This window comes from Kitasatospora sp. SolWspMP-SS2h (assembly GCF_003259315.1).
GTDB classification, from domain to species: Bacteria; Actinomycetota; Actinomycetes; order Streptomycetales; family Streptomycetaceae; genus Kitasatospora; species Kitasatospora fiedleri.
This window is the reverse complement of the sequence record NZ_QLLT01000013.1, coordinates 157,888-180,819: the sequence shown is the minus strand read 5'-3', so window position 1 is coordinate 180,819 and position 22,932 is coordinate 157,888. Positions and strand designations below refer to the sequence as shown.

Sequence of the window (22,932 nt, the reverse complement as noted above, 5' to 3'; positions counted from 1 at the left end):
CGGCAGCTCGGAGCGTGGAGAGCGGCGGCCCCCGCCGTCCCGGGAAGAGGCGCGGACCGGCGGGGCGGGGTGCCGGGCGGGGCCGGACAGCGGGCTCAGGTGGTGACGGCGAAGACCAGCAGGCCCTCCGGCTGCTCCTCGACCACCTCGACGTGCTCGACCACCGCGCGGGACGGGCCGTGCCGCATCCAGGCGACCAACTGCTCCACCGCCGCCGGATCGCCCTCGAAGACCGCCTCCACCCGGCCGTCCGGCAGGTTGCGCACCCAGCCCGCCACGCCCGCCCCGGCGGCCGTCCGGCGGCAGGAGTCGCGGAAGAAGACGCCCTGCACCGTGCCCGAGACCAGCACCCGCCGCCGGATCACCCGCCACCCACCTCTCGCCGCCGTTGCCAGCAGGTATACCGCAGCCGGGAGGACGGGGGAGCGGAGGGCGCGCCGGAGCAGCGGGCGGCGGGCCCGCCACCACCGGTGTCATCCGGGCGTAACGCGGGTGCAGCGGGCGTGACAAGAGGCGGGCCTAGGCTGCGGGGGCAGGCTCACCGGTGGAGGGAGTTCCCACGAACAGGCGACAGGCGCGACCGGACTGGCTGACCCATCCGCTGCGCTGGCAGCGCGGCCCGGTGCCCTGGGCGGCGACGGTGCGGGGCGCGGCCGGGATGGCGGTGCCGCTGGGGGTCGCGCTGGCTGCCGGGCGGCCCGCCGAAGGGGTGCTTGCCGGGCTGGGGGCGATGTTCGCGGGGGTGAACGACCGGCCCGCCGGGCGGCGGACCGGGGCCGTGCAGCAGGCCGTCCCCGCGTTCGCCGGGGCGCTGGGCCTGCTGGTCGGTACCGTCGGCGGGTGGTGGGCGGTGCCGTTGCTCGGCGCGGTCGGGGTGCTCTGCGGGGCGGTCAGCGTCGCCGGGCCGGTCGCCTCCGCCGCCGCCGTGCAGCTGACGGTGCTCACCGTGCTCGGCTGCGGCCTGCCCGTCCCGCTGCCGGGCTGGGCCCGGGCCGGCTGCTACCTGGCCGGTGCCGCCTGGCTCCTGCTGCTGCGTCAACTCACCAGCCACCCGCGGCCGTTGCACGCCGAACGGCAGGCCGTCGCCGCGGTCTTCGACGCCCTCGCCGACGCCCTGGACGCCGCCGGGACCGACCGCGCCGAGAACGCCCGCCGCCGGCTGACCGCCGCCCTCGACCGGGCCGGCGAACAGCTGCGCACCGGCCACGACCACGCCCTGCGCACCCGGCTCGCCGCCGCGTCCGCCCTGTGCGAGGCGAGCGTCGCGCTGCTGCGCGCCGCCCGTCCGCTGCCCGCCCGCCTCGCCACCGGCCCGCGCCGCCTGGCCACCGCCGTCCGCACCGACCGCCTCCCCGGCCCGCTGCCCGTCCCCGCCGCCGAGACCCCGGCCACCGCCGCCTTCGACCGCGCCGTCCTGCACGCGGCCCTCGCCTTCGGCGGGACGCCGGGACCGGCCGGTCCCGGCGCCGCCCGCGGCCGGACGCGCGGGCACGGGCTGCGGCGGGCGCTGGCCGTGCTGGTGCTGGGCGCGCCGGCGGGGGAGCGGCGCGGCCCGGTGCCGGGCGTGCGGCCGTGGGGCCGGGCCGGCCGGGCGTACGGGGTGCGGGTCGGGGTGTGCGTCGCGGCGAGCGCCGCGCTGGCGCTCGCGCTGCGCACCGGGCACTGGTACTGGCTGCCCGTCACCGCCGCGTTCCTGGTCAAGCCGGACCTGGGGCCGCTGTTCTCCCGGGTCGTCAACCGCTTCGCCGGGACGGTCGCCGGCGTGCTGCTGGTCGCGCTGCTCGGGCCGGTGCTGTCCGGCCCGTGGTGGCCGGTCGCCGCGGTGGCCGCGACCGGCGCGCTGATACCCGTGGCCCAGCGGCACTTCGCCGCGCAGACCGCCGTCATCACCGTCACCGTGCTGGCCTTCACCACCACCGGCGGCGACCACGGCGCCGCCCCCGCCCGGCTCGCCGACACCGCGCTCGCCTGCGCCCTGGTCCTGCTGGTCGGCCACCTCCCCGGCCTGGCCGACACCCGGGCCCGGGTCGGCCAGCGCGCCGCGCACGCGCTCCGGCACACCCAGCGCTACCTCGACCACGTCCTGCTGGCCGGTCCGGCGGACCGGGACGGCGAGCGGGCCCCGGCCGCCGACCGGGCCGAACTGCGCCGCACCGCCTACCGCACCCTCGCCCAGGCCCGCGCCGCCGCCGAGACCGCCGCCGCCGAACTCCGCCCCGGCGGACCGGCCGGACCGGACTGGCTGCGCCTGACCGTGCACGCCGAACGGCTCGCCGACGCCGCCACCGCGTACGCCGTCGAGCGCGACCACGGCGCCCCCGCCCCGGCCGCCCCCGCCGTCCGCACCCTCACCCGGGACCTCGCCGCCGCCGCCGACGCCCTCGACCGCCCCGGCCCGACCGCCGCCCCCGCCCGGACGCCCGCCGTCGCGCCGCCGGCCGAACTGCCCTCCGAACTCGCGGGCGTGGCCGCCGAGGTGCGCCGCATCCGGGCCCTGGCGACCGGCTCAGACCCGCGCCCGGCGGGCGTGCACCGTCGGCGCGGGCGACCTGCTGCCGCCCGTCCGGCCGGGCGGGCGGCGCGGACGGCGCGGACCGGCGGACCGCGCGGCGGGTAGGATCGGTGAGCACTGACAACGTTGACATCGGGGTTGGCGGCCCGGTCGGTGCGCCGTTCCGGACGGTCGCCGTCCCCTGTCGTTGGCTGGAGCACCCGCATGCCCCTGGCGCTCGTCGCCCTCGCCGTGACCGCGTTCGCGATCGGCACCACCGAGTTCTCCGCGATGGGGTTGCTGCCGCAGATCGCCGACGGCCTGGACCGGACCATCCCGCAGGCGGGCTGGCTGATCTCGCTCTACGCGCTCGGCGTGGTGATCGGGGCGCCGCTGCTGACCGCGGTGGCCGCGAAGCTGCCGCGCAAGACGGTGCTGGTCGGGCTGGCGGGGCTGTTCACGTTCGGGAACCTGCTGTGCGCGATCGCGCCGAACTTCGCCTTCCTGGCGGCGGCCCGGCGGATCACCGGGCTGCCGCACGGCGCGTTCTTCGGGGCCGGCGCGGTGGCCGCCGCCGAACTGGTCGCCCCGCACCTGCGGGCCCGGGCGGTGTCGGTGATGTTCTCCGGGCTGACGGTGGCGAACATCCTCGGCGTGCCCGCCGCCACCCTGCTCGGCCAGCACCTCGGCTGGCGGGCCGCGATGCTCGTCGTGGTGGCGATCGGCCTGCTCGGCGCCGCCGCCATCGCCCGCCTCGTCCCGCACCTGCCCAGCCACCCCGGCGCGGGCCTGCGCAGCGAACTCGCCACCTTCCGCAGCGGACAGCTCTGGCTGGCGCTGACCACCGTGGTGTTCGGCTGCGCCGGACTGTTCGCCTGCTACACCTACATCACCCCCGCCCTCACCGGCGTCGCCGGGTTCGCCGAGGGCTCGGTCACCCTGGTGCTGGCCCTGTTCGGCGTCGGCATGACCCTCGGCAACGTGATCGGCGGCTACGCGGCCGACCGGGCGCTGCGCCCGTCGATCTGCGCGGCCTTCCTGGCGATGGCCGGCGCGCTCGCCCTGTTCGCGCTGACCGCGCACGCCCGCTGGTCGGCCGCCGCGACGGTGGTGCTGATCGGCACGGCGGGCTTCGCGACCGTCCCGACCGTGCAGACCCTGGTGATCCGGAAGGCGCGCACCGCGCCGACGCTGGCCTCCGCCACCGTGCAGGGCGCGTTCAACCTGGCCAACGCGATGGGCGCCTGGCTCGGCGGCCTGGCGCTCGACGCCGGGTACGGCCTGACCTCGCCGTCGCTGGTCGGCGCGGGACTGTCGCTGCTCGGGTTCGCGATCGCCGCGGTGTCCTGGGCGGTGGACCGGCGCGGGCCGGCGGCCGTCGCCGTCGCGGACCGGCCGACGGCGGCGGAGCCCTCGGAACCGGCGGTCGCGGCGGGCTGACCGGGTGACCGCCCCGGCGGCCTCGGCGACGTCCTCGACGCGGGCCGGCGGTCGATGATCTGATGAGTCGCCCGGGCCCCTCGTGCGGGAGGCCCCGCGCCCCCCGAAGGAGCACCCGATGACGGACACCGACCGCCCGCGCGCCCGGGTCGGCGTGATGCTGCCCCGCGACCTGCCGGTCCGACAGATCCTCCCGTACGCCCGCCGCGCCGAGGAACTCGGCTTCGACGAGCTGTGGGTGGTCGAGGACCTCGGCTGGCGCGGCGGCATCGCCCAGGCCGCCACCGTGCTCGCCGCCACCCGCCGGATCACCGTCGGCATCGGCATCCTGCCCGCCGGCGCCCGCAACGTCTGCTTCGCCGCGATGGAGCTCGCCACCCTCGCCCAGCTCCACCCCGGCCGCCTCACCGCGGGCGTCGGCCACGGCATGCGCGCCTGGATGGAGCAGTCCGGCGGCGCCTGGCCCGCCAGCCCGCTCACCCTGCTGCGCGAGTACACCACCGCGCTGCGCGCCCTGCTGCGCGGCGAGCCCGGCCCGGCCGACGGGCGGTACGTGCGCTGCCGGGACGTGCGGCTGACCGAGACCCCCGACGTGGTGCCGCCCGTGGTGCTGGGCGTGCGCGGCCCCAAGTCGCAGGCGCTGGCCGGGGAGACGGCCGACGGGCTGCTGCTCGCCGAACCCGCCGCGCCCGCCTACGTCGCCGCCGCGCTGGCGCACCTGGGCCGCCGCGACGCCGAGGTGATCACCTACGACGTCGCGGCCGTGGACGGGGACGAGCACGGGGACGGGGAGGCCGCCGTCGAGCGGGTCCGGGCCGGGCTGGCCGCGATCGGCGAACCCGACTGGGCGCCGCACATCGACCCGCTCCCGTTCGCCGCCGAGTTCCGCGCCCACCGGGCCGCCAGTGCCGACGGCGCCCGGTTCGCCCGCACCATGCCCGCCGCGTGGGTCCGCGCGCTCACCGTCACCGGCACGCCCGCGCAGGCCCGGGCCGCGATCGCCGCCCGGCACGCGGCCGGGGCCACCTGCGTGGTCCTCACCCCGGCCGGGCCGGACCCGCTGGCCGCACTGGAGTCGCTGGCCCCGGCCCTGCCCGGCCGGGGCTGAACCCGGGGGCGGAGCGGAGCAGACGGACGGGGGCCCGACCGCGCGGCGGCGCGGCCGGACCCCCGTCCGCCGGTCTGTGTCCCGGACCCGGTCCCGGGACCGGGGTCAGTCGGCGGTGGCCACCGGCGTCCGGCCCAGGCCGCGCACCGCGGGCAGCGCGATCATCAGCCCCAGCAGCAGCAGGCCCACCAGCGCGGCGAACAGCAGCACCCGGTCGATGCCGAACGCGGCGGCCACCGGCCCGGACAGCGCCCGGCCGACCGGGATCACCATGATCGAACCGGCCACGTCGTACGCCGACACCCGGCTCAGCACGTTCAGCGGGACGTGGGTCTGCACGCTGGTCGACCACATCACGCCCCAGAACGCGAAGCCGCAGCCCGCGACCAGCCCGGTGGCCGCCGTCAGCGCGAACGACCAGTGCAGCGCCGGGGCCAGCGGGTTGAGCGAGAAGAACAGCATCGCGCAGGCCCCCGCCACCAGCGGGCGCGCCGGGCGCACCCGCATGCCCAGCAGGCCGCCCACGATGGTGCCCGCGCCGTCCGCCGAGGCGATCCAGCCGTAGCCAGAGCTGCCGTGCTGGTCGGTCAGCGCGACCGCGCCCAGCGGCACCGACGGGCCGAACACCAGCAGCCCGTACACCGACCACACCGCGATCACGCCCCACAGCCACGGCCGGGAGCTGAACTCCCGCCAGCCGACCGCCAACCGCTGCCAGATCGGCGCGGCGGGCTCCTCCGCGCCCTTGTCCGCGCCCAGGTTGCGCAGCGGCAGCAGGCCCAGCGCGCTGAGCGCGAACGCCGCCGCGATGACGGTGAACGAGCCGGCCACGTTCCAGTAGCCGACCACCAGGCCCGCCAGGCCCGGGCCCAGCAGCGTGCAGACCGCCTCGGAGATCCGCAGCAGCGCGTTGGCCCGCTGGACGTCCTCGGCCACCCGCGGCACCAGGCCCGCCAGGCCCGGCTGGAACATCGCCGTCGCCGCGCCGGAGAGCGCCATCAACGCCATGATCTGCCACAGCGACACGTCGGTGGTGGCCAGCAGCAGCGCCAGCGCCAGCATGGCCAGCATCCGGACGGCGTCCGCGCCGACCATCATCAGCTGCGGGGTGAAGCGGTCCGCCAGCACGCCGCCGAACAGCACCAGCAGCACGATCGGCGCCATCCACGCGGCCAGCGCGTAGCCGACCCCGCTCTCGCCGTAGCCCGTCCGCAGCACGGCCGCGGTCAGCGACACCATCAGCATGCCGTCCGCCAGCAGCGAGGAGCTGCGGGCCACGAACAGCATCCGGAACCGGTGCGAGCGCCAGGGGCTGGGCAGGGTGCCGGACCCGGCGCCGGACGGCGGGTCGGACGGCGGGTCGGACAGCTCGGAGGGGGAGTCGGACGGGGGACGCGCCGTCAGGTCATCGTCAAGGGTCATCGCGGGTCGGCCGCCGGGCGGCCGCTTCCTTCCAGGAGTGTCGGCTGCTGCTGCCAGGCCAGGGGGAGGCCGGGCTCGGCCGGGGCGTCCGGCACGATCAGGTAGCGGCGCGGGGCGAGCACGCCCGGCCGCTCGGGGAGGTGCCGCAGCAGGGCGGCGTGCGCCAGCTCGGGCGTCAACTCGCCCGCCGCGTCCGGGAGGTACGCGGTCAGGTCGGCGTCGACGTGCACCGGGCGGCCGTCCAGGGCGGCGGACAGCGCGGCGGCGACCGCGGCGGGGGAGACCCAGCAGCCGTCCAGCAGGCGCCAGTCGCCGCCGCGCTCGGGCGGGCGGACGCCGGTGACCTCGCCCAGCGCGGCCGGCGGGACGTCGCCCTCGGCCGCCGCCTCCAGCAGCCGGACCAGACCGGCCAGGAAGCCCGCCGCCTCGTCCCGGTCGAACAGCTGCGGGTCCGGCCACAGCGCCAGCTCCAGCACCGGCTCCAGGCGGTGGACGAAGCAGAGCAGCGCGGTCGGCAGCACCTGCTCCGGGCCCCAGGTCAGCTCGAACCCGGGCTCCGGGTCGGCCGTCCCGGCGGCCGGACGCAGCGCCCCCGGCAGGCCGGACACGTCGTTGAACACCACGTCCCGCCCGAACCGGCTGCCGCGCTCGGCGGTCACCCGGTCGATCATCGCCCACAGCTCCAGCGCGTCGAACCGGCTGTGCCGGTAGGCGTTCAGCGCCGCCGCCCAGGCGGACTTCACCAGCGCGTCGAAGCCGGCCGCCCGGGCCACCTCCAGGTGGAGCAGCGCGTCCTGCGACAGCGGGGTGACGGTGCGGGCCAGCGCGGACTTGTAGCGGTTGGCGGTCGGGGCCGCGCCGACGTAGGCGTCCTGCCCCGCCCGGTGCGCCACCAGCGCGCACCACGCGGTCAGCAGCACCGTCGAACCCGGCACCCCCAGCCGGGCCGTGGCCCGGGCCAGCGCCGCGCCGCCGCGCGCCGAGCGCAGCGTCAACCGCGGCGCCGGGCCGCCCGCGACCAGCGCCCGCGGCTCGGCGAACATCGCCTGCGGGCCGGTGCGCAGCACCCGCTCCCAGTACCGCAGCGAAGCCTCCGCCTTGCGCCGTCCGGCCGGGGCGGCCTCCTCGGCGGCCAGCTCCAGCGGCGTCAAGGTGCCGTCCAGGGGCGGCAGTTCACGGCCGTGCAGCAGGTCGAGCCACTCCTCGCGCAGCACCGAGAGCGCGCTGCCGTCGGCGGCGGCGTGCCCGGCCACCAGCCCCAGCTGCACGGGCACCCCGCCGCCGGTCAGCAGCACGGCCCGCAGCGGGTGGTCGCGGCCCAGGTCGAACGGTGCCAGCCGGACCTCCCGGGCCAGCGCGTCGGCGACGGCCGCCGGGTCCTCGGGCAGCGGGTCGTGGTCGACCACCCGGACGGTGAACTCCCCTTCCGAGCACACGAGTTGCTCCTCGGGGAGGGTGCCCTCGGGGTGCGGGAACACCGTCCGCAGCGCCTCGTGCCGCAGCGTCAGCGCCCGCAGCGCGTCGAGCACCGCCGCGACGGAGACCCCGGCCGGGACGGCCCACACGTCGTGGATGTCCACGTCCGCGGCGCCGTCCCGCAGGATGCACCGCACCATGTTCGCCTGGCCGAGGGTCAGCGGCCCGCGCCGCACGTCACCGCCCGCCCAGCGGACGGTGACGACCCGGGAGGGGGAGGGAGACACGAGGGCACCTACATTCATGGGGAGGCGTGCGGAGGAGTGTTCGGGGAGGCGTTCACCGGGGGGAGGGCGCCGGGGCGGGCGTCCGCGGGGCGCTCCCCGCCGCGTCCAGCAGGGCGGGCCAGGCGTCCAGGAGGGTCGCGAAGTCCTCCAGGTCGGTGCGGGCCCGGTGCAGCAGCCGGGGGCGGTCGGCGGCCAGGGCGTCGGCGACCGGGGCCCAGGCGGGGCCCAGGCGGCGGTAGGCGTGCTCGACGGTGGTGAGGCGCCGGAGGTCGTCGGGGGCGGGGTCGGCCGCCGCCGCGCGGACCAGGGCGGCCAGCCGTCCGGGCTCGGTGAGCAGGGCCGGTCCGGTCGCGGCCATCGCGGTGTAGAGGCCGCCGAGCCGCCCCGACAGCAGCAGGAACTTCGCCAGCCGCAGGTGGTAGGCGAGCCGGCCGGAGTCGGTGCGGCGCTCGCCGGTGTGGAAGTTGACGATGTGCCGGTTGTGCAGCACGCCGGGCAGGGCGGCGTACTGGGCGACGTGCAGCAGGAAGTAGTCGGTGCCGATGGTCTCGGTCGCGGGCGGCAGCGGGACGCGGCCGTACAGCTCGCGGGAGAGTGCCAGGTTGCACATGTCGATCCGGTTCGGGGCGACCGCGCCGAGCTGGGCCCGGTCGGCGCGGAACGGCTCCGTCCCGGCGCCGCGGAACGCCTCCCGGACCGCCTGCTCGCGCCAGAGCGCGGGCGTGGACGGCGGCAGCGCCAGGCCGACGAGTTCGCCGTGCACCCGGGGGTCGAGCGCCAGGATCTCCGCGAGGTCGACCGAGAGCTCGCCGACGAAGGAGGCGCCGACCACCGCGACGGGCAGCCCGGCGGCGTCCGGGCCGAGCCGGGCCAGGCGGCCCCGGCCGATCCGCCCGGCGACCTCCCCGGCCGGGAGGCCGATCGCGACCAGCTCCTGGTGGATCGGGAACACCGGTGCGCCGTCCAGGAGTTGGTAGCGGCTGTCAGAGTCGCGCCGGTGCACGGAGGCGCAGCCCAGGGCCTCGGCGAGCAGGAACGCCCGGTCGGTGCAGGCCCCGTACGAGACGGCGTCCGGCAGCAGCAGCTCCAGGAGGCGGTCCGGGTCGGCGACCCCGGCCCGGGCCGCCGCCCGGGCCAGGACGGCGCGCTGGGCGTCCTCGTCCAGGTGGTGGACGTTCACCCCCGGCGCGGCCGGCCGGCCGCCGAGCACCCGGCGGTGCTCGGCGACCACCGGCGCGGGGGCGGAGTCCAGCACCAGGACCTCCACCTCGACGCCGAACTCCCGTGCGCCGTAGGCCGCTTCGTCGAGCAGGCCGAGCAGGGCGGGGGCGCAGGCGCGGTTGGTGGGCAGGGTCAGGCAGACGCGGCGCACTGGTCCGCCCCGGGAGCGGCGGCGGCCTCGGCGGCCGGCTGGGACGGTTCGGCCGGCTCGTGCCAGGAGCTGAGGCCGAGCAGCCTGCTGCCCAGCTCGGTCAGCTGCGCGGTCGGGTAGCGCTTGGACTCGTGCAGGACCGGGTCGCCGACCAGGGTGCGGTTCCAGCGCGGGGTGCGCAGGTGGCGCCAGGAGTCGACGCGGGACTTGCGCAGCCGCTCGTGCTCCTCCAGGGCGGGCATCATCGACAGGTACTGCACGGCGCGCACGCCCCGCTCGGACAGGTTGCGGGCGACGCCGTGCGCCAGCAGGCCGTTCCAGATCAGCAGGTCGCCGGGGTGCAGTTCGGGCCGGACCACCGGCAGTTCGGCGCGGTCGATGTCCGGGCGGATCGGGTCCCGGCCGGCCGGCTGGGTGAGCTTCCACGACTCGAACCGCCGGAACAGCTCCGGGTTGCACTGGAAGCCGCCGGTCTCCGGCGTGGTGTCGTTGAGCGCGATGATGCCCTGCACCCGCTGCGGCGGCACGCCCAGCGTGGTGTCGATGTCCCAGTGCAGCTCGATGTCGAAGCCGCGGTCGGTGGGGTCGATCAGCGCCCGGTCGCGGTTGCCGCGGTTGGGCGGGTTGAGGTTGAGCCGGTCCAGGGTGACCCACAGCTCCTCGCAGTCCCAGACGTCCACGAACGCGTCGTAGACCCGCTGGTTCTGCCGGCTGTCCCAGAGCAGCTGGTGGTGGTACGCCTCGACGAAGCCGTAGATGTGCAGCTGCTGGTCCAGGTCGGAGCGGAACGGCCGGTCGGCGAACCAGCTGGCCGGGTCCTGCGGGTCCAGGCCCTGGAACTCCCATGCGAAGTCGAGCATCCGGCGGGCGTGCTCGGCGGGCACCGCCTCGCGGACGATCACGTAGCCGTAGGTCTGCCAGTGCGCGAAGTCCTCCTCGGACAGCACGCGCAGCGGACGGGACTTGGACAGCTCGCGCAGGGTGTGCTGGGCGAGGTAGGACTCGCCGTCGTTGCTGAAGTACGGGCGGTCGCTCGCGGCCCGGAACAGGTGGGCGCGGCGGGACGGTGCGGACGTCATGATGGGACGGCCCCTCCTGAGGAGAAAGCGGAGGCGGGTGGACGGCCGCCCCGCCCGTCGGCGGCGCGGGCCCGGAGGGGGCCCGGCGGACGGGGGTGCGGCGGCGGGACAGGGACGCGCCCCGGGCCGGGAAGGCGGCCGGGCGCGGACGGCCCCCGCAGCGGGGCCGGCACAAGAGACGGGGGCGACGGGGAAGGGCGGCGCCGAACAGGGCGCCGCGGTCGCTCCGGTCGCCACATTGGTCCAGACCACAAATGTTGTCAAGTTCCTGACCGGTAACCCGGGTCGGCGGCGGGCCGGCAGGCGGTCCGGCAGTGGTCCGGTGGCGGTCCGGCAGTGGTCCGGCGGCGGGTCGACCGTGGTCCGGACCCGCCGTGACCGCGGGTCGAACCCGGTGCGGTGGCAATCTGGTCTAGACAATTGGCGCGGGACTGTCCTAATCTCCCAATCGGCTCCGGTCCCTGACGGAGCGTTGGCCCGCGCCGCCCCTCCCGTTGCGCCGCGCCCCCGCCGACGCCGTCCCGCACCCGCGCCGCCCCGCACGCTCCCCGCGACCCCGCACCCGACGGGACGCCCACGTCCCGCGCCGTGCTGTCCGCCGCCGCACCCCGACCGCTCCCGCCGAGAGGGAACCTCCGCCATGAGCACCACCGCCGAGCCCGGCCTCCGCCTCGCCAACCCCGGACCCGGACTGGTCACCCTCGACCCCGTCCACACCGCGCTCTTCCGCGGCCTCGACCAGCTCCTCACCGGCCTCGCCGCGCGGCTCGCCGCCCCCGAGGTGCTCGGCCCGCCGCTGCTGGCCGCCGACGGCCTCGCCAAGCTCGACTACTTCCGCAACTTCCCGCACCTCGGCGTCAGCGCCGGCCGCTTCACCCCCGAGACCCACGCCGACCTCGCCGCCGGCCAGGCCCCCGCCGGACAGCCCCTCGAACCCACCGGCCACCTGCTGCCCTCCGCCACCTGCTACGGCCTGCTGCTCTCCCTGGAGGGCCAGGACGTCGGCGATGGCGCCCGGCTGTCCGCCGTCGGCCGCTGCTTCCGCAACGAGACCCACTACGACGGGCTGCGCCGGCTGTGGGGCTTCCACATGCGCGAGGTGCTCTACCTCGGCACCCACCAGGGCGCCGCCGACCACCTCGACCAGGGCGCCCGGTTCATCACCGCCACCGCCGAGCGGCTCGGCCTGGAACTGACCCGGGCCGCCGCCGACGACCCGTTCTACGACAAGGGCGGCTCGCGCGCCAAGCTGATGAAGCTCGACCCCGTCAAGCACGAGTTCAGCGCCCCCGACGGCACCGCCATCGCCTCCGTCAACCGGCACCGCAACTTCTTCGGCGAGCGCCTCGGCATCCGGGCCGGCGAGCACGGCCCCGCCCACAGCGCCTGCGTCGCCTTCGGCCTGGAGCGCTGGGTGCACGCGATGAAGCTCGCCCACGGCAGCGCCGAGGCCGCCCTCGACGTGCTCCACACCGCCACCCGGGCCTGAACGCCCCGACCGACGGGCGCCCGGGCCCGCCCGCCCGCGACGCCCACCACCCCTTCCGCAAAGGAGAACCACGCGCATGGACCGCATCGCCGCCTGGCTGCACGAGAAGAACCCCGACCTGGACGGCCCGATCGGCCCCGACGAGGACCTCATCGAGGCCCGCCTGATCGACTCGATGGACTTCCTGGAGTTCATCGACCTCCTGGAGGACCTCACCGGCGAGAACATCGACCTCCAGGACGTCACCATCGACGACTTCCGCACCCTCAACCGCGTCCGGGAGCGCTTCCTCGCCACCGCCTGAGGCCCGGCGCCCCCGGCGGCGGCAGCTCCCGTCCGCCCCGGACGCCGGCCAGTTGGGCGGTGAGGGTGGCGGCCCGCGGGTCCCCGGTCTCGGTCATCAGGTCGAGCGCCTCCTGCCACAGCGGCAGCGCGTCCGCGGGCCGCTCCAGGGCGGCGAAGGCGTGGCCGAGCTGCTCCAGGGTGCGGCCCTGCGCCCACCGGTCGCCCGCGGCGCGGTGCAGCTCCAGGGCCCGGCGCAGGCAGCCGACGGCCCGCGGCAGCCGCCCCAGCGCCCGGTGCACGGTGCCCAGGTGGAGCAGCGCCAGGCCCTCGGTGCGGTGGTCGGTGCCGGTGGGGCGCAGCGAGAGCGCCTCCAGCAGCAGCCGCTCCGCGTCGGCGAGCCGACCCAGCCGCAGCGAGGCGTCGCCCAGGTTGGTCAGGGTGACCCGCTCCGCCCAGCGGTGGCCGATCGTCCGGCCCAGCGGCAGGGCCGGCTCCAGCAGCTCCAGGGCCTCCGCGGCCCGGCCCTGGCGGAGCATCAGCTCCGCCAGGTGGTTGCGGGCCGCGCACTCGCTCTCCGGGTCGCCCCGGTCGGCGGCGCAGCGCTCCAGCCCCCGCCGCAGGTGGATCTCCGCCTCCACCGGCCGCCCGGCGTGCACCTGGGCGGTGCCCAGCAGGACCAGCGAGACCGTCAGGGCCCGCGGGTCGGGGCTGTCGGCCGCCGCCGCGACGGCGATCCGGGCCGCGTTCAGCCACTCCGCCCGGTGGTGGCGCCGGTGGAAGAACGACCAGAGCGCGAACGGCAGCTGCCAGGCGGCGGGCGGACGACCGGCCAGCGCCGCGTACCGGATCACCGACAGCAGGTCCGCCAGGTGCGCCTCGCACCAGGCCACCGCGTCCGGGACGCCCGCGAAGACCGGCGGACGCACCCCCGGCAGCGGCGCCGCCCCCGCCGGGCGGGCCCCCGGCTCCAGCAGCCGGCCCGCCGCGTCCGCGCCCTGCCGGTACCAGTCGTACAGCCGGTCCAGCGCCGCCGCCCGGTCCCGCGGCGGGTCCTGGCCCTCCGCCAGCTCCCGGCCGTACACCTGGAGCAGCGAGTGGAAGCGGAACCGCTCCGGGGCCTCCAGCTCCAGCAGGTGGACGTCGGCCAGCACGTCCAGCAGCTCGCCCGCGTTGCCCGCCGTGGTGCCCAGCAGCGCGGCGGCGCTCTCCGCGGTCAGCGCGGCCCCCGGGTGCAGGGCCAGCAGGCGGAACGCCCGGGCCGGCTCCGGGGCCAGCGCCCGGTACGACCAGGAGAACACCACCCGCAGCGCCGAGTCGCCGTCGGCCGCGGCGGCCAGCACGTGCAGCCGGGTGCGGTCCGAACGCAGCTCCTCGTTGACCCGGGTCAGCGTCAGGCCCGGCCGGGACAGCGCCCGCTCGGCCGCCACCAGCAGCGCCAGCGGCAGCCGCCCGCAGCGCCGCACCAGCTCGCGGGCCGCCGCCGGATCGGCGTCCACCCGCTCCGGGCCCAGCGTGCGGCGCAGCAGCTCCACGGCCTGCTCCTCCGGCAGCGGGTCGAGCGTCACCCGCCGGGCCCCGTCCCGCACCACCAGGCCCGCCATCCTGGTCCGGCTGGTCACCAGCACCACGCAGCCCGGCGCCCCCGGCAGCAGCGGGCGGACCTGGGCGGGCGCCGCCGCGTTGTCCAGCACCAGCAGCACCCGGCGCCCGGCCAGCAGGGTGCGCAGCAGCGCGCTGCGGTCGGCCACCCCGGGCGGGATCAGGCCGGTGTCGGTGCCCAGCGCCCGCAGGAAACCGTCCAGCACCTCGCCCGGCTCCCGGGGCGCGCCCGCGCTGCCGTGGCCCGCCAGGTCGCTGAACAGCACCCCGTCCGGGAAGCGGTCCCGGGCCCGGTGCGCCCACCGCACGGCCAGCGCGGTCTTCCCGATCCCGCCCATCCCGTCGATCACCCACACCCGGGGCCCGCCCTCGCCCCACCGGGGCCGGGCCGAGGACAGCGCCCCGTCCAGCTCGGCGAGCGCGGCCTCGCGCCCCGCGAAGACGCCCGGCGCGGGCGGCAGCTGCACCGGGACGGCCGGGGGCGGCGGGGCGGCGGCACCGGCGGCGACGGTGTTGCCAGGGGCGGCAACACCGGTGCCGGGGGCGTCCGGCGGGCCGAGCCGGTCGGGGTCGACGCCCAGCGCCCGGGCGCAGGCCGCGGCCAGCGCCGCGTTGCCGGGCCGCCGGCCGGTCTCCACCCGGCTCAGGTAGCTCTTGCTGTAACTGGTGGCCCGGGCCAGCTCCGCGAGGGAGATCCCGCGCTCCTCCCGCAACCCCCGCAGCCGCTCGCCGAACGTCACCGGCCCCGGCCCCCCACTTCCTGATGTGCTGTCACTGCCCGGCGGCGCGCGGAGCCCGGAGGTGTTGACACCCGGCGCTGGCAACAGGCAACACCTTGTCGCCGCCCCGCACGAACCCGAAGGATGAGGACGGTGCCCGGCTCCGCAGACACGCCGTCGCGCCACCCTATCCGCCGCCGGGGAAGCGACGGACAGGCCGCCCACCGGAACCGACCAGGCCAGCGGAGTGCGATGCCCCGAGACCGACCCCACGACCGACCCCACCGAACGCCCCGTCGCGGGCCCCGACCCGCCGGCGCCCCCGCGCCGCCGGACGCTCAGCCCCGGCGGCGGAACACCCGCGGGCCCTCCTGCCCGGCCACCGGCCACAGCCGGACCCGCAGCCGTTCCGCCGCACCCCGCCCCGCCGCCGGCGCGGCACGGGAGGCGCGGACCCGGACCGGGCCGGGCGGGAGGTCGAAGAACTCCGCGTCGGGCAGGTGCCCGGTCGGCGAGAGCACGGCGACCCGGCCCGAGGGCGCCTCGATCGTCGCCTCCACCACCTGCTCGAACGCCCCGTGGTCCGCCCCGGGCTCCGCCGCGAAGACCTCCACCGTCACCTCGACGCCCCCCTCGCCCACCGTGCCGACCCCCACCCCCCGCCGAGCCGGCACCAGACCGTCCGCCCGGGCCTGCGCCGTCCACGCGCCGAGCAGGTCCTCGTCCGAGTCCGCGTCGCGCACGTGCAGTTGGGAGGAGTCCGCGAACAGCTCCAGCTCCGCCGTCGCCAGCAGCCCGTCCAGCCCCCGGCCCCGGTGCGGGCCCGGCAGGTAGCCCTCCGGTGGGGACGGCAGCGCGGCCAGGCACTCCCGGGAGCAGGCGTTCACCAGCAGCGGCAGTACGTCCCGCCCCGAGGTGCGCAGCGAGATCCACGCCTGGTGCAGCCCGGCGGCCCCCGCCACCGGACCGTCGCACACCGAGCACGCCCCGACCGACTCCGCCCCCCACACCCCCGGGTCCAGTGCCCGAAGGTCCGCCCCCGGCGACGGCTCGGCCAGCACCGGGAACGGCGGCCGCGTCCCCGGGTTCCCGAACACCGCCCGGGTGCTGACCGTGCTGCGCCGCAGCAGCGGCAGCCGCGCCAGCTCGTACGGGAACCAGTGCAGCCGGTACGAGGTGTACGGGGTGAACTCCTCCAGCGCCCGCATCCCGCCGATCTCCGGCGGGAGGCGCACCAGGTTCGACCGGTACAGGTGCAGGTGGCGCACCCGCGTCAGCCGCCCGATGCCCGCCGGCAGCGTCACCACCTGGCGGCGCTGCTCGTCCGTCAGCTCCTTCAGCGGCGCGAACTCCTCCCGCCCGTCCGCCGCCGCCTCCTCCACCAGCTCCAGCAACCGCAGCCAGCCCGGCGCCGAGACGTCCTGCCGCTCCCCGTGGAACCGCGCCCGCCGCGCCCGCACGCAGTCGCAGGGGTCGACCGGGCCGACCCGCTCGGGGAAGCGGTTCTCGAACAGCCGGGGCACGGGCGCGTCGTCCATCCGCCCACCCTAGGCGCCCTGCGCGGGCGGCCCGCCGGCCGGGGCCGGGGTGGCGGGACGGGGTGGCGGGGAGGGGGTGGCGGGGGCGGGCTGCGACAATGGGGGTGACGATCTTCGTCCCCGCCAGCAGACAGACAGTGAGGTTGCCTTGTCCAAGGTCAAGTTGAGCACCAACCACGGCGACGTCGTGATCCGGCTGGACGCCGAGAAGGCCCCGGCCACGGTCGCGAACTTCCTGCAGTACGTGCAGGACGGGTTCTACGACGGCACCGTCTTCCACCGGGTCATCGACGGCTTCATGGTGCAGGGCGGCGGCATGGAGCCGGGCCTGCGCCGCAAGGAGACCCGGGCGCCGATCCAGAACGAGGCCGACAACGGGCTGAAGAACACCCGCTACACGGTGGCGATGGCCCGCACCGCGGACCCGCACTCGGCCACCGCGCAGTTCTTCGTCAACGTCGCGGACAACGCCTTCCTCGACCACACCGCCAAGAGCGGCCCGGGCTGGGGCTACACCGTCTTCGGCGAGGTGGTCGAGGGCCGGGAGGTGGTGGACGCGATCAAGTCGGTGCCCACCACCTCCAAGGGCGGCCACGCGGACGTCCCGAAGGAGGACGTGCTGCTGGTCAGCGCCGAGGTCGTCGAGTAGCCGGGGCCGCGAGGCGTACTGCCCCGACCCCGGGGGAGCGGGGTCGGGGCAGGGCTCGCGGGACGCGGGGGCCGGGACGCGGGGGCCGGGGCGCGCCGGTCAGGGCCCGACGGTCAGGGCCGCCGTCAGCGGGAGTTCGCCGCAGTGCGGGCCGACCCGCAGGACGAAGGCGCCCGGCTCGGTCTCCCAGCCGGTCCCGTCCGCCGACCAGTGCTCCAACGCCCTTGCCGGAAGCGCCAGTTCGACGTCGACCTGCTCGCCCGGGTCCGCTTCGGCGGCGGTGAAGGCGGCCAGCCAGCGCACCGGCCGGTCCACCGCCGAGCCCGGCCGGGACAGGTACAGCTGCACCGTCTCCCGGGAGCGGCGCGGCCCCTCGTTGCGCAGCGTCACCCGCACCGTGCGCGAGCCGTCCGCCGCCGGGGCCGAGGGCGCGCCGAGCGCGAGGTAGCGCCACTCGCCCCAGCCCAGGCCGTGCCCGAACCAGTACGCGGGGGCGCGCCCGGCGCGCAGCCAGCCGCGGTGGCCCAGGTGCAGGCCCTCCGCGTAGTCGAGCCGCCCGTCGGTCGGGGCGGTCGCGTAGACCGGGCAGTCCTCGGCGGCGTCCGGCCAGGTGGTGGGCAGCCGCCCGCCCGGCTCGGCCCGGCCCAGCAGCACCTCGGCCAGCGCGTCACCGCCCTCCTGGCCCGGGAACCAGCAGGTCAGCACCGCGCCGACCCGCTCGCGCCAGGGCAGCAGCACCGGGCTGCCGGTGTTCACCACGACCACCGTGCGCGGGTTGGCGGCGGCCACCGCCGCCACCAGCTCGTCCTGGCGGCCCGGCAGCCGCAGCGAGGAGCGGTCGAAGCCCTCGCTCTCGTGCTCGTCCGTGGTGCCGACCACCACCACCGCCACGTCCGCCGCCGCGGCCAGCTCCACCGCGTGCGCGAACTCCCGCTCCAGCTCCGCCTCCGGCGGGTCGGCGGCCAGCACCAGCACCCGCCCGTGCGCGGACTCCACCGTCCGCCGGGCCAGCAGCGCCACCGGCCGGCCGGCCGCCAGCTCCAGCTCCACCTGCCGGAACGAGGGCGTCACGTGCAGGTACGTCGGGTCGTCCGAGAGCGGCTCGACGTACTCCGCCAGCAGCTCCTCGCCGTCCGCCTCCAGCCGCAGCGCGCCCAGGCCCACCACGCCCAGCCGCCAGCGGCCCGGGGTCGGCGGGGTGAACCGGGTCGCCACCTCGATGGTGCGCACCGGCGCCAGGTCGACCTCCGCCGAGGGCTCCAGCACCCGCCCCGTCGACCGGGACTCGGCGTGCACGAGCGAGCCGTCGGCGGCCAGGTAGCGCACCAGCACCCCCGGCCCCGAACCGTCCGGGAGCACGCAGTCCGCCGCCGTCAGCGGCGTCGGGCGCAGGCCGGTGCGCACCCCCGGCGCGTGGGTGACCGCCACGGCCGGGCCGAGCGCCGCCCGCAGCCCGTCCAGCGGGGAGACCGGCGCGGCCGGGAACACCGAGGCGCTGCCGCCGCCCTGCACCCGGGCGGTCGCCGCGTTCGGGCCCAGCACCGCGACCCGGCGCAGCGCCGGGGCGTCCAGCGGCAGCAGCCGGTCCGGGTTGTGCAGCAGCACGGTGCCCGCCACGGCCGCCGCCCGCAGCGCGCCCCGGGTCGCCGGGTCCACCGGCACCGGCGCCGGGCCGCCCGCCGCCGGCGGGTCGAACGCGCCGACCCGGCCCGCCAGCCGCAGCAGCCGCTCCACCTTGTCGTCCAGCACCGCCGCCGGGACCCGTCCGGCCCGCACCGCCGCCGCCAGCGCCGGACCCCAGGCCGGGTTCGGCCCCGGCATCGCCAGGTCGCAGCCCCCCGCGCCCGGCCCGTCCGCCTCGTGCACCGCCCCCCAGTCGGAGACCACCAGCCCGTCGAAGCCCCACTCGCCCTTCAACGGCTCGGCCAGCAGCGGGTGTTCGACCATCGACGTGCCGTTGACCCGGTTGTACGCCGACATCACCGCCCACACCCCGGCCCGCACGGCCGCCTCGAACGGCGCCAGGTACACCTCGCGCAGGGTGCGCCCGTCCACCCGGGCGTCCACCGTCAGCCGCTCGGTCTCGGAGTCGTTCGCCACGTAGTGCTTCGCGGTCGCCGCGACCCCGCCGCCCTGCACGCCCGCGATGTACGCCGCCCCGATCCGGGCGGTCAGCAGCGGGTCCTCCGAGAAGCACTCGAAGTTGCGCCCGCCCAGCGGCGAGCGGTGCAGGTTCAGCGTCGGCGCCAGCACCACGTGCACGCCCTTGCGCCGGGCCTCGGCCGCCAGCAGCCCGCCCATCCGGGCGACCAGTTCCTCGTCCCAGGACGCCGCCAGCGCGGTCGCGCACGGCAGCAGCAGCGCGGTGTCCGCCTCGTCCCAGCGCTCGCCGCGCACCCCGACCGGCCCGTCCGAGCAGACGATCGGGTGCATCCCGACGGCCGGCTCCCCGCTGGTGCGGAAGGTGTCCCCGCCGGAGACCAGCCGGGCCTTGTGCTCCAGGTCGAGCAGGTGGTGCGCCGGGGGCGCCGACGGGGCCGCGGGCGACGTGAGGTGAGGTGGCATGGAGAGCTGGGTCATCCTTTCGTGGCTCCTTGCATGATGCCGTCGATGATCTGGCGGCCCATCAGGAGGAATGCGACCAGGACGGGCGCGCTGGCGACCAGGGCGCCGGTGAGGACCAGCGAGTAGTCCTTGATGTAGCCGCTGGCCAGCTCGGAGAGGGTGAGCTGGACGGTGGGGTTCTGCTGGGTCATGACGACCTTGGGCCAGTAGAAGTCGTTCCAGGCGGCCATGAAGGTGAGCATGCCCAGGACGCTCATCGCGGGGCGGGCGGCGGGCAGCACGACGTGCCAGACCAGGCCGCGGGTGGTGCAGCCGTCCATCCGGCCGGCGTCCAGGAGTTCGTCGGGCACGGCGCCGATCAGGTACTGGCGCATGAAGAACAGGCCGAAGGCGTTGGCGGCGGCCGGCACGATCAGGGCCTGGAGGTGGTCGGCCCAGTGGAACCAGTTGGCCATCATGATGTAGAGCGGGATGATGCCGAGCTGGGTGGGGACCATCATGGTGGCGACCACCGAGGCGAGCAGCGGGCCGCGGCCGGGGAAGCGCAGCTTGGCGAAGGCGAAGCCGCCCAGGGTGCTGGTCAAGACCACGCTGACGGTGACGGTGCCCGCCACGACCAGCGAGTTGACCATGGCCAGGCGCAGGTCGGTCTGGGCGAACACCTGGGTGAGGTTGTGCCAGAGCCGGCCGCCGGGCAGCAGCACCGGGGGCATCCGGTGGATCTCGGTGTTGGTGCGGGAGGCCGCGACCAGCGTCCAGTACAGCGGGAAGAGCGAGAGCAGGACGGCCACGCCGAGGACGGCGTAGACGCTGCGCCCGGCGGTCAGCTGCCGGTTGCTCCGCTGCCGGCGGCGCCGGGGCGCCGGGGAGGCCGGGGCCGGGACCGGGGGGACCGGAGCCGGGGCGGTGGTGGTCATTCGGCACCTCGCATCCGGCGCGCGGCCAGGAAGTTGACGGCGGCCACCAGCACGATCAGCAGGAACATCGCCCAGGAGATGGCGGCGCCGTAGCCGTACTTGAAGCGGCCCCAGAACTGGTTGTAGGAGTACAGCGCCAGGGTCTGGAACTGGTGCTGGGAGCCGCCGGTGGTCGGGTCCTGCTGCTGGCTGAACAGCATCGGCTCGCCGAAGAGCTGGAGCGCGCCGATGGTGGAGACGATGACGGTGAACAGGATCGTCGGCCGCAGCATCGGGACGGTGATGGAGCGGAACTGCCGCCAGCGGCTCGCCCCGTCCAGCGCCGCCGCCTCGTACAGCTCGAACGGGACGGACTGCATCGCGGCCAGGTAGAGCAGCGCGTTGTAGCCCGTCCAGCGCCAGGTCACGATCGAGGCGATGGCCGTCCAGGAGGAGAGGGTGCCGGCCTGCCAGTCGACGTGGTCGACGCCGAACAGCGAGAGGAACCAGTTGACCATGCCGAAGTCGCGGCCGAACAGCTGGACGAAGATCAGCGTGACGGCGGCCACCGAGGTGACGTTCGGCAGCAGGACGCCCAGCCGCAGCAGGGTGCGCCCGCGCATCCGGTAGTTCAGCAGGTGGGCCAGGCCCAGCGCGAGCAGCAGCTGCGGGACGGTGGCCAGCACGCCGATGCCCAGGGTGTTCTTGACGGCGTTCCAGAAGAACGGGTCGTCCAGCAGCTTGCGGTAGTTCTCGAACCCGACCCAGTCGCCCGAGCTGCCGGGGCGGTCGGCGCGCCAGCCGGTGAACGAGACGTAGCCGGTGTACAGCATCGGGAACAGGCCGAAGACGCCGAAGACCAGGAAGAACGGGGAGAGGTACAGGTAGGGCGAGACGGTGCGGTCCAGCCGGTGCCAGCGGTGGCCGGTGGTGCGGGCGGGGGCGCGGGCGCCGGGCGCGGCGGCGGTCGATGCGGCCAAGGGGAGCTCCCAGGGGCAGAAGCGGCGGGGCGGGGGAGAAGGGGTGATCGCGGTGCCGGTGCGGCGTCAGGTCCGCACCGGCACCGCGGCTACGGGAGGCGGAGCGTCAGTTGACGATGTTGTCGACGTCCGCGAGGGCCTTCTTCCAGGCGCCCTCCGGGTCGGCCTGGCCCTGCTCGACCGAGGTCAGCGCGTTGCCCAGGGCGGTGCCGATCTCCGCGCCGTGCGCGCCGAGCGGCTGCGGCTTCAGGTCCCGGGCCGACTGGGAGAAGATCTTGCCGGTGGGCGCGTTGTTGAACAGCGGGTCGGTGTGCTCGGCGATGTCGGGCTGGGTCCACAGCGCCTGGTCGGAGGGGAAGTAGCCCTTCTCCTTGAAGAGCCGGGCCTCCTGCTCGGGCGCGGTCAGCCACTTGGCCAGCTCGGCGGCGGCCTTGGTGTGCTTGCCGGACTTCGGCACCGACAGGTACGAGCCGCCCCAGTTGCCGCCGCCGCCGGGGATCCGGGCCAGGTCCCAGGTGCCGCCGTCGGTGGGCGGGTTGGCCTTGAACTCGTAGCTCATCCAGGCCGGGCAGGCGACGGTGGCGAACTGGCTCTTCTGGAAGCCGGTGTCCCAGGCGGGGGTGAACGCCTGGATGCCCGCCGACTCGCCGTCCTTGATCGCGCCGGCCACCAGGTCGAAGGACTGCTTGACGGCCGGGTTGGAGGTCACCACGACCTTGCCCTCGGCGTCGTAGACGCCCTGCGGGGCCTGGGCCAGGATCGCGCTGAACAGGTTGCCGCCGCTGTCGAACCAGCGGGCGTCCTTGTTGGGGCTGTCGGCCAGGAACTGCTTGCCCGCGGCCAGGTAGGAAGGCCAGTCCTTCATCAGCGCCGCGACCTGCTCGCGGTCGGTGGGCAGCCCGGCGGCCTTGAACAGGTCGCTGCGGTAGCACAGCGCCATGCCGCCCATGTCGGTGCCCAGGCCGAACAGCACCTTCCCGTCCGGGCTGGAGGCGGGCGCGGTCTTGGACGGCACCCACTGGTCCTTGCTGACGCCGTTGTCCAGGAAGTTGAGGAACTTCCCGGCGTCCGGCTGGAAGCCGGCCACCTGCCCGATCTCGATCGCCTCGATGTCGGCGGTGCCGGAACCGGCCATCAGGTGGGCGTGCAGGTTCTGGTGGTGCGCGCCCATGTCGGCGCGGTTCTCCTTGATGGTGACGTTCGGGTGGGCCTGCTCGTACTCCTTGTACAGGTCCGCGTAGCCGAAGTCGGAGAACAGGTTCACCGTGAGGGTGATCTTGGCGTTGGGGTCCTCGTCCGCCGACGAGCCGCCGCCGCTGCTGGAGCAGGAGGTCACGGCGGTCAGGGCCAGCACCAGCAGCGCCGAGCCGACGAGCAGGCGGCGGCCTCTGGGGCCGGTGCGGGGCAGGGAAACGGGCATGGAACGGCTCCTCGCGGGGGATGGCTGAGTAAGCCCCGGGACGCTCGGGTGGGAGAGCGCTCTCCCGGGGTGGCAACCGGAGCTTGGCCGCTCCACCGGGGTCACGTCAAGGGGTTCGGACGTAGAACATCACTGGCGGGCTAGGGGTTTGGCGGAGTTTCGCCAGCGAACCAGTGG

Annotated in this window: 17 protein-coding genes; 6 read left to right on the top strand and 11 right to left on the bottom strand. The window is 76.5% G+C overall.

The genetic code is table 11. From position 1 onward, the window contains the following. Positions 1 to 95: 95 nt before the first annotated feature. Positions 96 to 365 (bottom strand): acylphosphatase, encoded by a 270-nt coding sequence (locus K353_RS18130; protein WP_199528150.1) that lies wholly within the window; start codon positions 363 to 365, stop codon positions 96 to 98. A 179-nt stretch (positions 366 to 544) separates the two neighbouring features. Between K353_RS18130 and K353_RS36570 the strand changes: the two genes are divergently transcribed. The 3 genes from K353_RS36570 to K353_RS18115 all read left to right on the top strand — a co-directional run bounded on the left by K353_RS36570 (position 545) and on the right by K353_RS18115 (position 5,039). After that, complete coding sequence (locus K353_RS36570; protein WP_111554652.1) at positions 545 to 2,617, top strand: FUSC family protein; 2,073 nt, start codon at positions 545 to 547, stop codon at positions 2,615 to 2,617. Positions 2,618 to 2,716: 99 nt separating this feature from the next. Beyond that, positions 2,717 to 3,931, top strand: a complete 1,215-nt coding sequence (locus K353_RS18120) for an MFS transporter (RefSeq protein WP_111554651.1) — start codon at positions 2,717 to 2,719, stop codon at positions 3,929 to 3,931. Between the two features lie 118 nt (positions 3,932 to 4,049). Then, positions 4,050 to 5,039, top strand: a complete 990-nt coding sequence (locus K353_RS18115; protein WP_111554650.1) for an LLM class flavin-dependent oxidoreductase — start codon at positions 4,050 to 4,052, stop codon at positions 5,037 to 5,039. A 105-nt stretch (positions 5,040 to 5,144) separates the two neighbouring features. Here the strand turns inward: K353_RS18115 and K353_RS18110 are convergent, their stop codons facing one another. The 4 genes from K353_RS18110 to K353_RS18095 are packed head-to-tail and all read right to left on the bottom strand — an operon-like array spanning position 5,145 to position 10,615. Further along, positions 5,145 to 6,461, bottom strand: a complete 1,317-nt coding sequence (locus tag K353_RS18110) for an MFS transporter (RefSeq protein ID WP_111554649.1) — start codon at positions 6,459 to 6,461, stop codon at positions 5,145 to 5,147. Next, entirely contained in the window at positions 6,458 to 8,182 is a 1,725-nt protein-coding gene (locus K353_RS18105; RefSeq protein ID WP_111554648.1) for a condensation domain-containing protein, read from the bottom strand. Before K353_RS18105 ends, K353_RS18110 begins: the two co-directional genes overlap by 4 nt. A 34-nt stretch (positions 8,183 to 8,216) precedes the next feature. Then, positions 8,217 to 9,536, bottom strand: coding sequence for a DUF6271 family protein (locus K353_RS18100; protein ID WP_111554647.1), 1,320 nt, complete (start codon positions 9,534 to 9,536; stop codon positions 8,217 to 8,219). Beyond that, positions 9,518 to 10,615: a phytanoyl-CoA dioxygenase family protein gene (locus tag K353_RS18095; protein WP_111554646.1), complete on the bottom strand. Its 1,098-nt coding sequence runs from the start codon at positions 10,613 to 10,615 to the stop codon at positions 9,518 to 9,520. The genes K353_RS18100 and K353_RS18095 overlap by 19 nt, the downstream gene beginning before the upstream one ends. A gap of 640 nt (positions 10,616 to 11,255) precedes the next feature. Here K353_RS18095 and K353_RS18090 point away from each other — a divergent pair. Together K353_RS18090 and K353_RS18085 are read left to right on the top strand one after the other, a co-directional pair. After that, on the top strand, positions 11,256 to 12,104 hold the full coding sequence (locus tag K353_RS18090; RefSeq protein WP_111554645.1) for a hypothetical protein: 849 nt from the start codon (positions 11,256 to 11,258) through the stop codon (positions 12,102 to 12,104). A gap of 76 nt (positions 12,105 to 12,180) precedes the next feature. Next, on the top strand, positions 12,181 to 12,408 hold the full coding sequence (locus K353_RS18085) for a phosphopantetheine-binding protein (protein ID WP_111554644.1): 228 nt from the start codon (positions 12,181 to 12,183) through the stop codon (positions 12,406 to 12,408). Here K353_RS18085 and K353_RS18080 read toward each other — a convergent pair. Both K353_RS18080 and K353_RS35715 read right to left on the bottom strand, forming a co-directional pair. After that, complete coding sequence (locus K353_RS18080) at positions 12,371 to 14,728, bottom strand: tetratricopeptide repeat protein (protein WP_158585430.1); 2,358 nt, start codon at positions 14,726 to 14,728, stop codon at positions 12,371 to 12,373. The two genes, K353_RS18085 and K353_RS18080, sit on opposite strands and share 38 nt — an antisense overlap. Before the next feature lie 317 nt (positions 14,729 to 15,045). Beyond that, a complete protein-coding gene (locus tag K353_RS35715; RefSeq protein ID WP_233533650.1) occupies positions 15,046 to 16,245 on the bottom strand; it encodes a hypothetical protein in 1,200 nt (399 codons plus the stop codon). 148 nt (positions 16,246 to 16,393) lie between these two features. Between K353_RS35715 and K353_RS18070 the strand changes: the two genes are divergently transcribed. Beyond that, entirely contained in the window at positions 16,394 to 16,894 is a 501-nt protein-coding gene (locus K353_RS18070) for a peptidylprolyl isomerase (RefSeq protein ID WP_111554642.1), read from the top strand. A gap of 99 nt (positions 16,895 to 16,993) precedes the next feature. On the opposite strand, the gene K353_RS36875 is transcribed toward K353_RS18070, so the two are convergent. The 4 genes from K353_RS36875 to K353_RS18050 form a co-directional block, all read right to left on the bottom strand. Next, entirely contained in the window at positions 16,994 to 19,474 is a 2,481-nt protein-coding gene (locus K353_RS36875; protein ID WP_111554641.1) for a glycoside hydrolase family 3 C-terminal domain-containing protein, read from the bottom strand. After that, entirely contained in the window at positions 19,471 to 20,376 is a 906-nt protein-coding gene (locus tag K353_RS18060; protein ID WP_233533649.1) for a carbohydrate ABC transporter permease, read from the bottom strand. The genes K353_RS36875 and K353_RS18060 overlap by 4 nt, the downstream gene beginning before the upstream one ends. Beyond that, a complete protein-coding gene (locus K353_RS18055) occupies positions 20,373 to 21,335 on the bottom strand; it encodes a carbohydrate ABC transporter permease (protein ID WP_111554640.1) in 963 nt (320 codons plus the stop codon). Before K353_RS18055 ends, K353_RS18060 begins: the two co-directional genes overlap by 4 nt. Before the next feature lie 106 nt (positions 21,336 to 21,441). Continuing rightward, on the bottom strand, positions 21,442 to 22,755 hold the full coding sequence (locus K353_RS18050) for an ABC transporter substrate-binding protein (RefSeq protein ID WP_111554639.1): 1,314 nt from the start codon (positions 22,753 to 22,755) through the stop codon (positions 21,442 to 21,444). Positions 22,756 to 22,932: the final 177 nt, after the last annotated feature.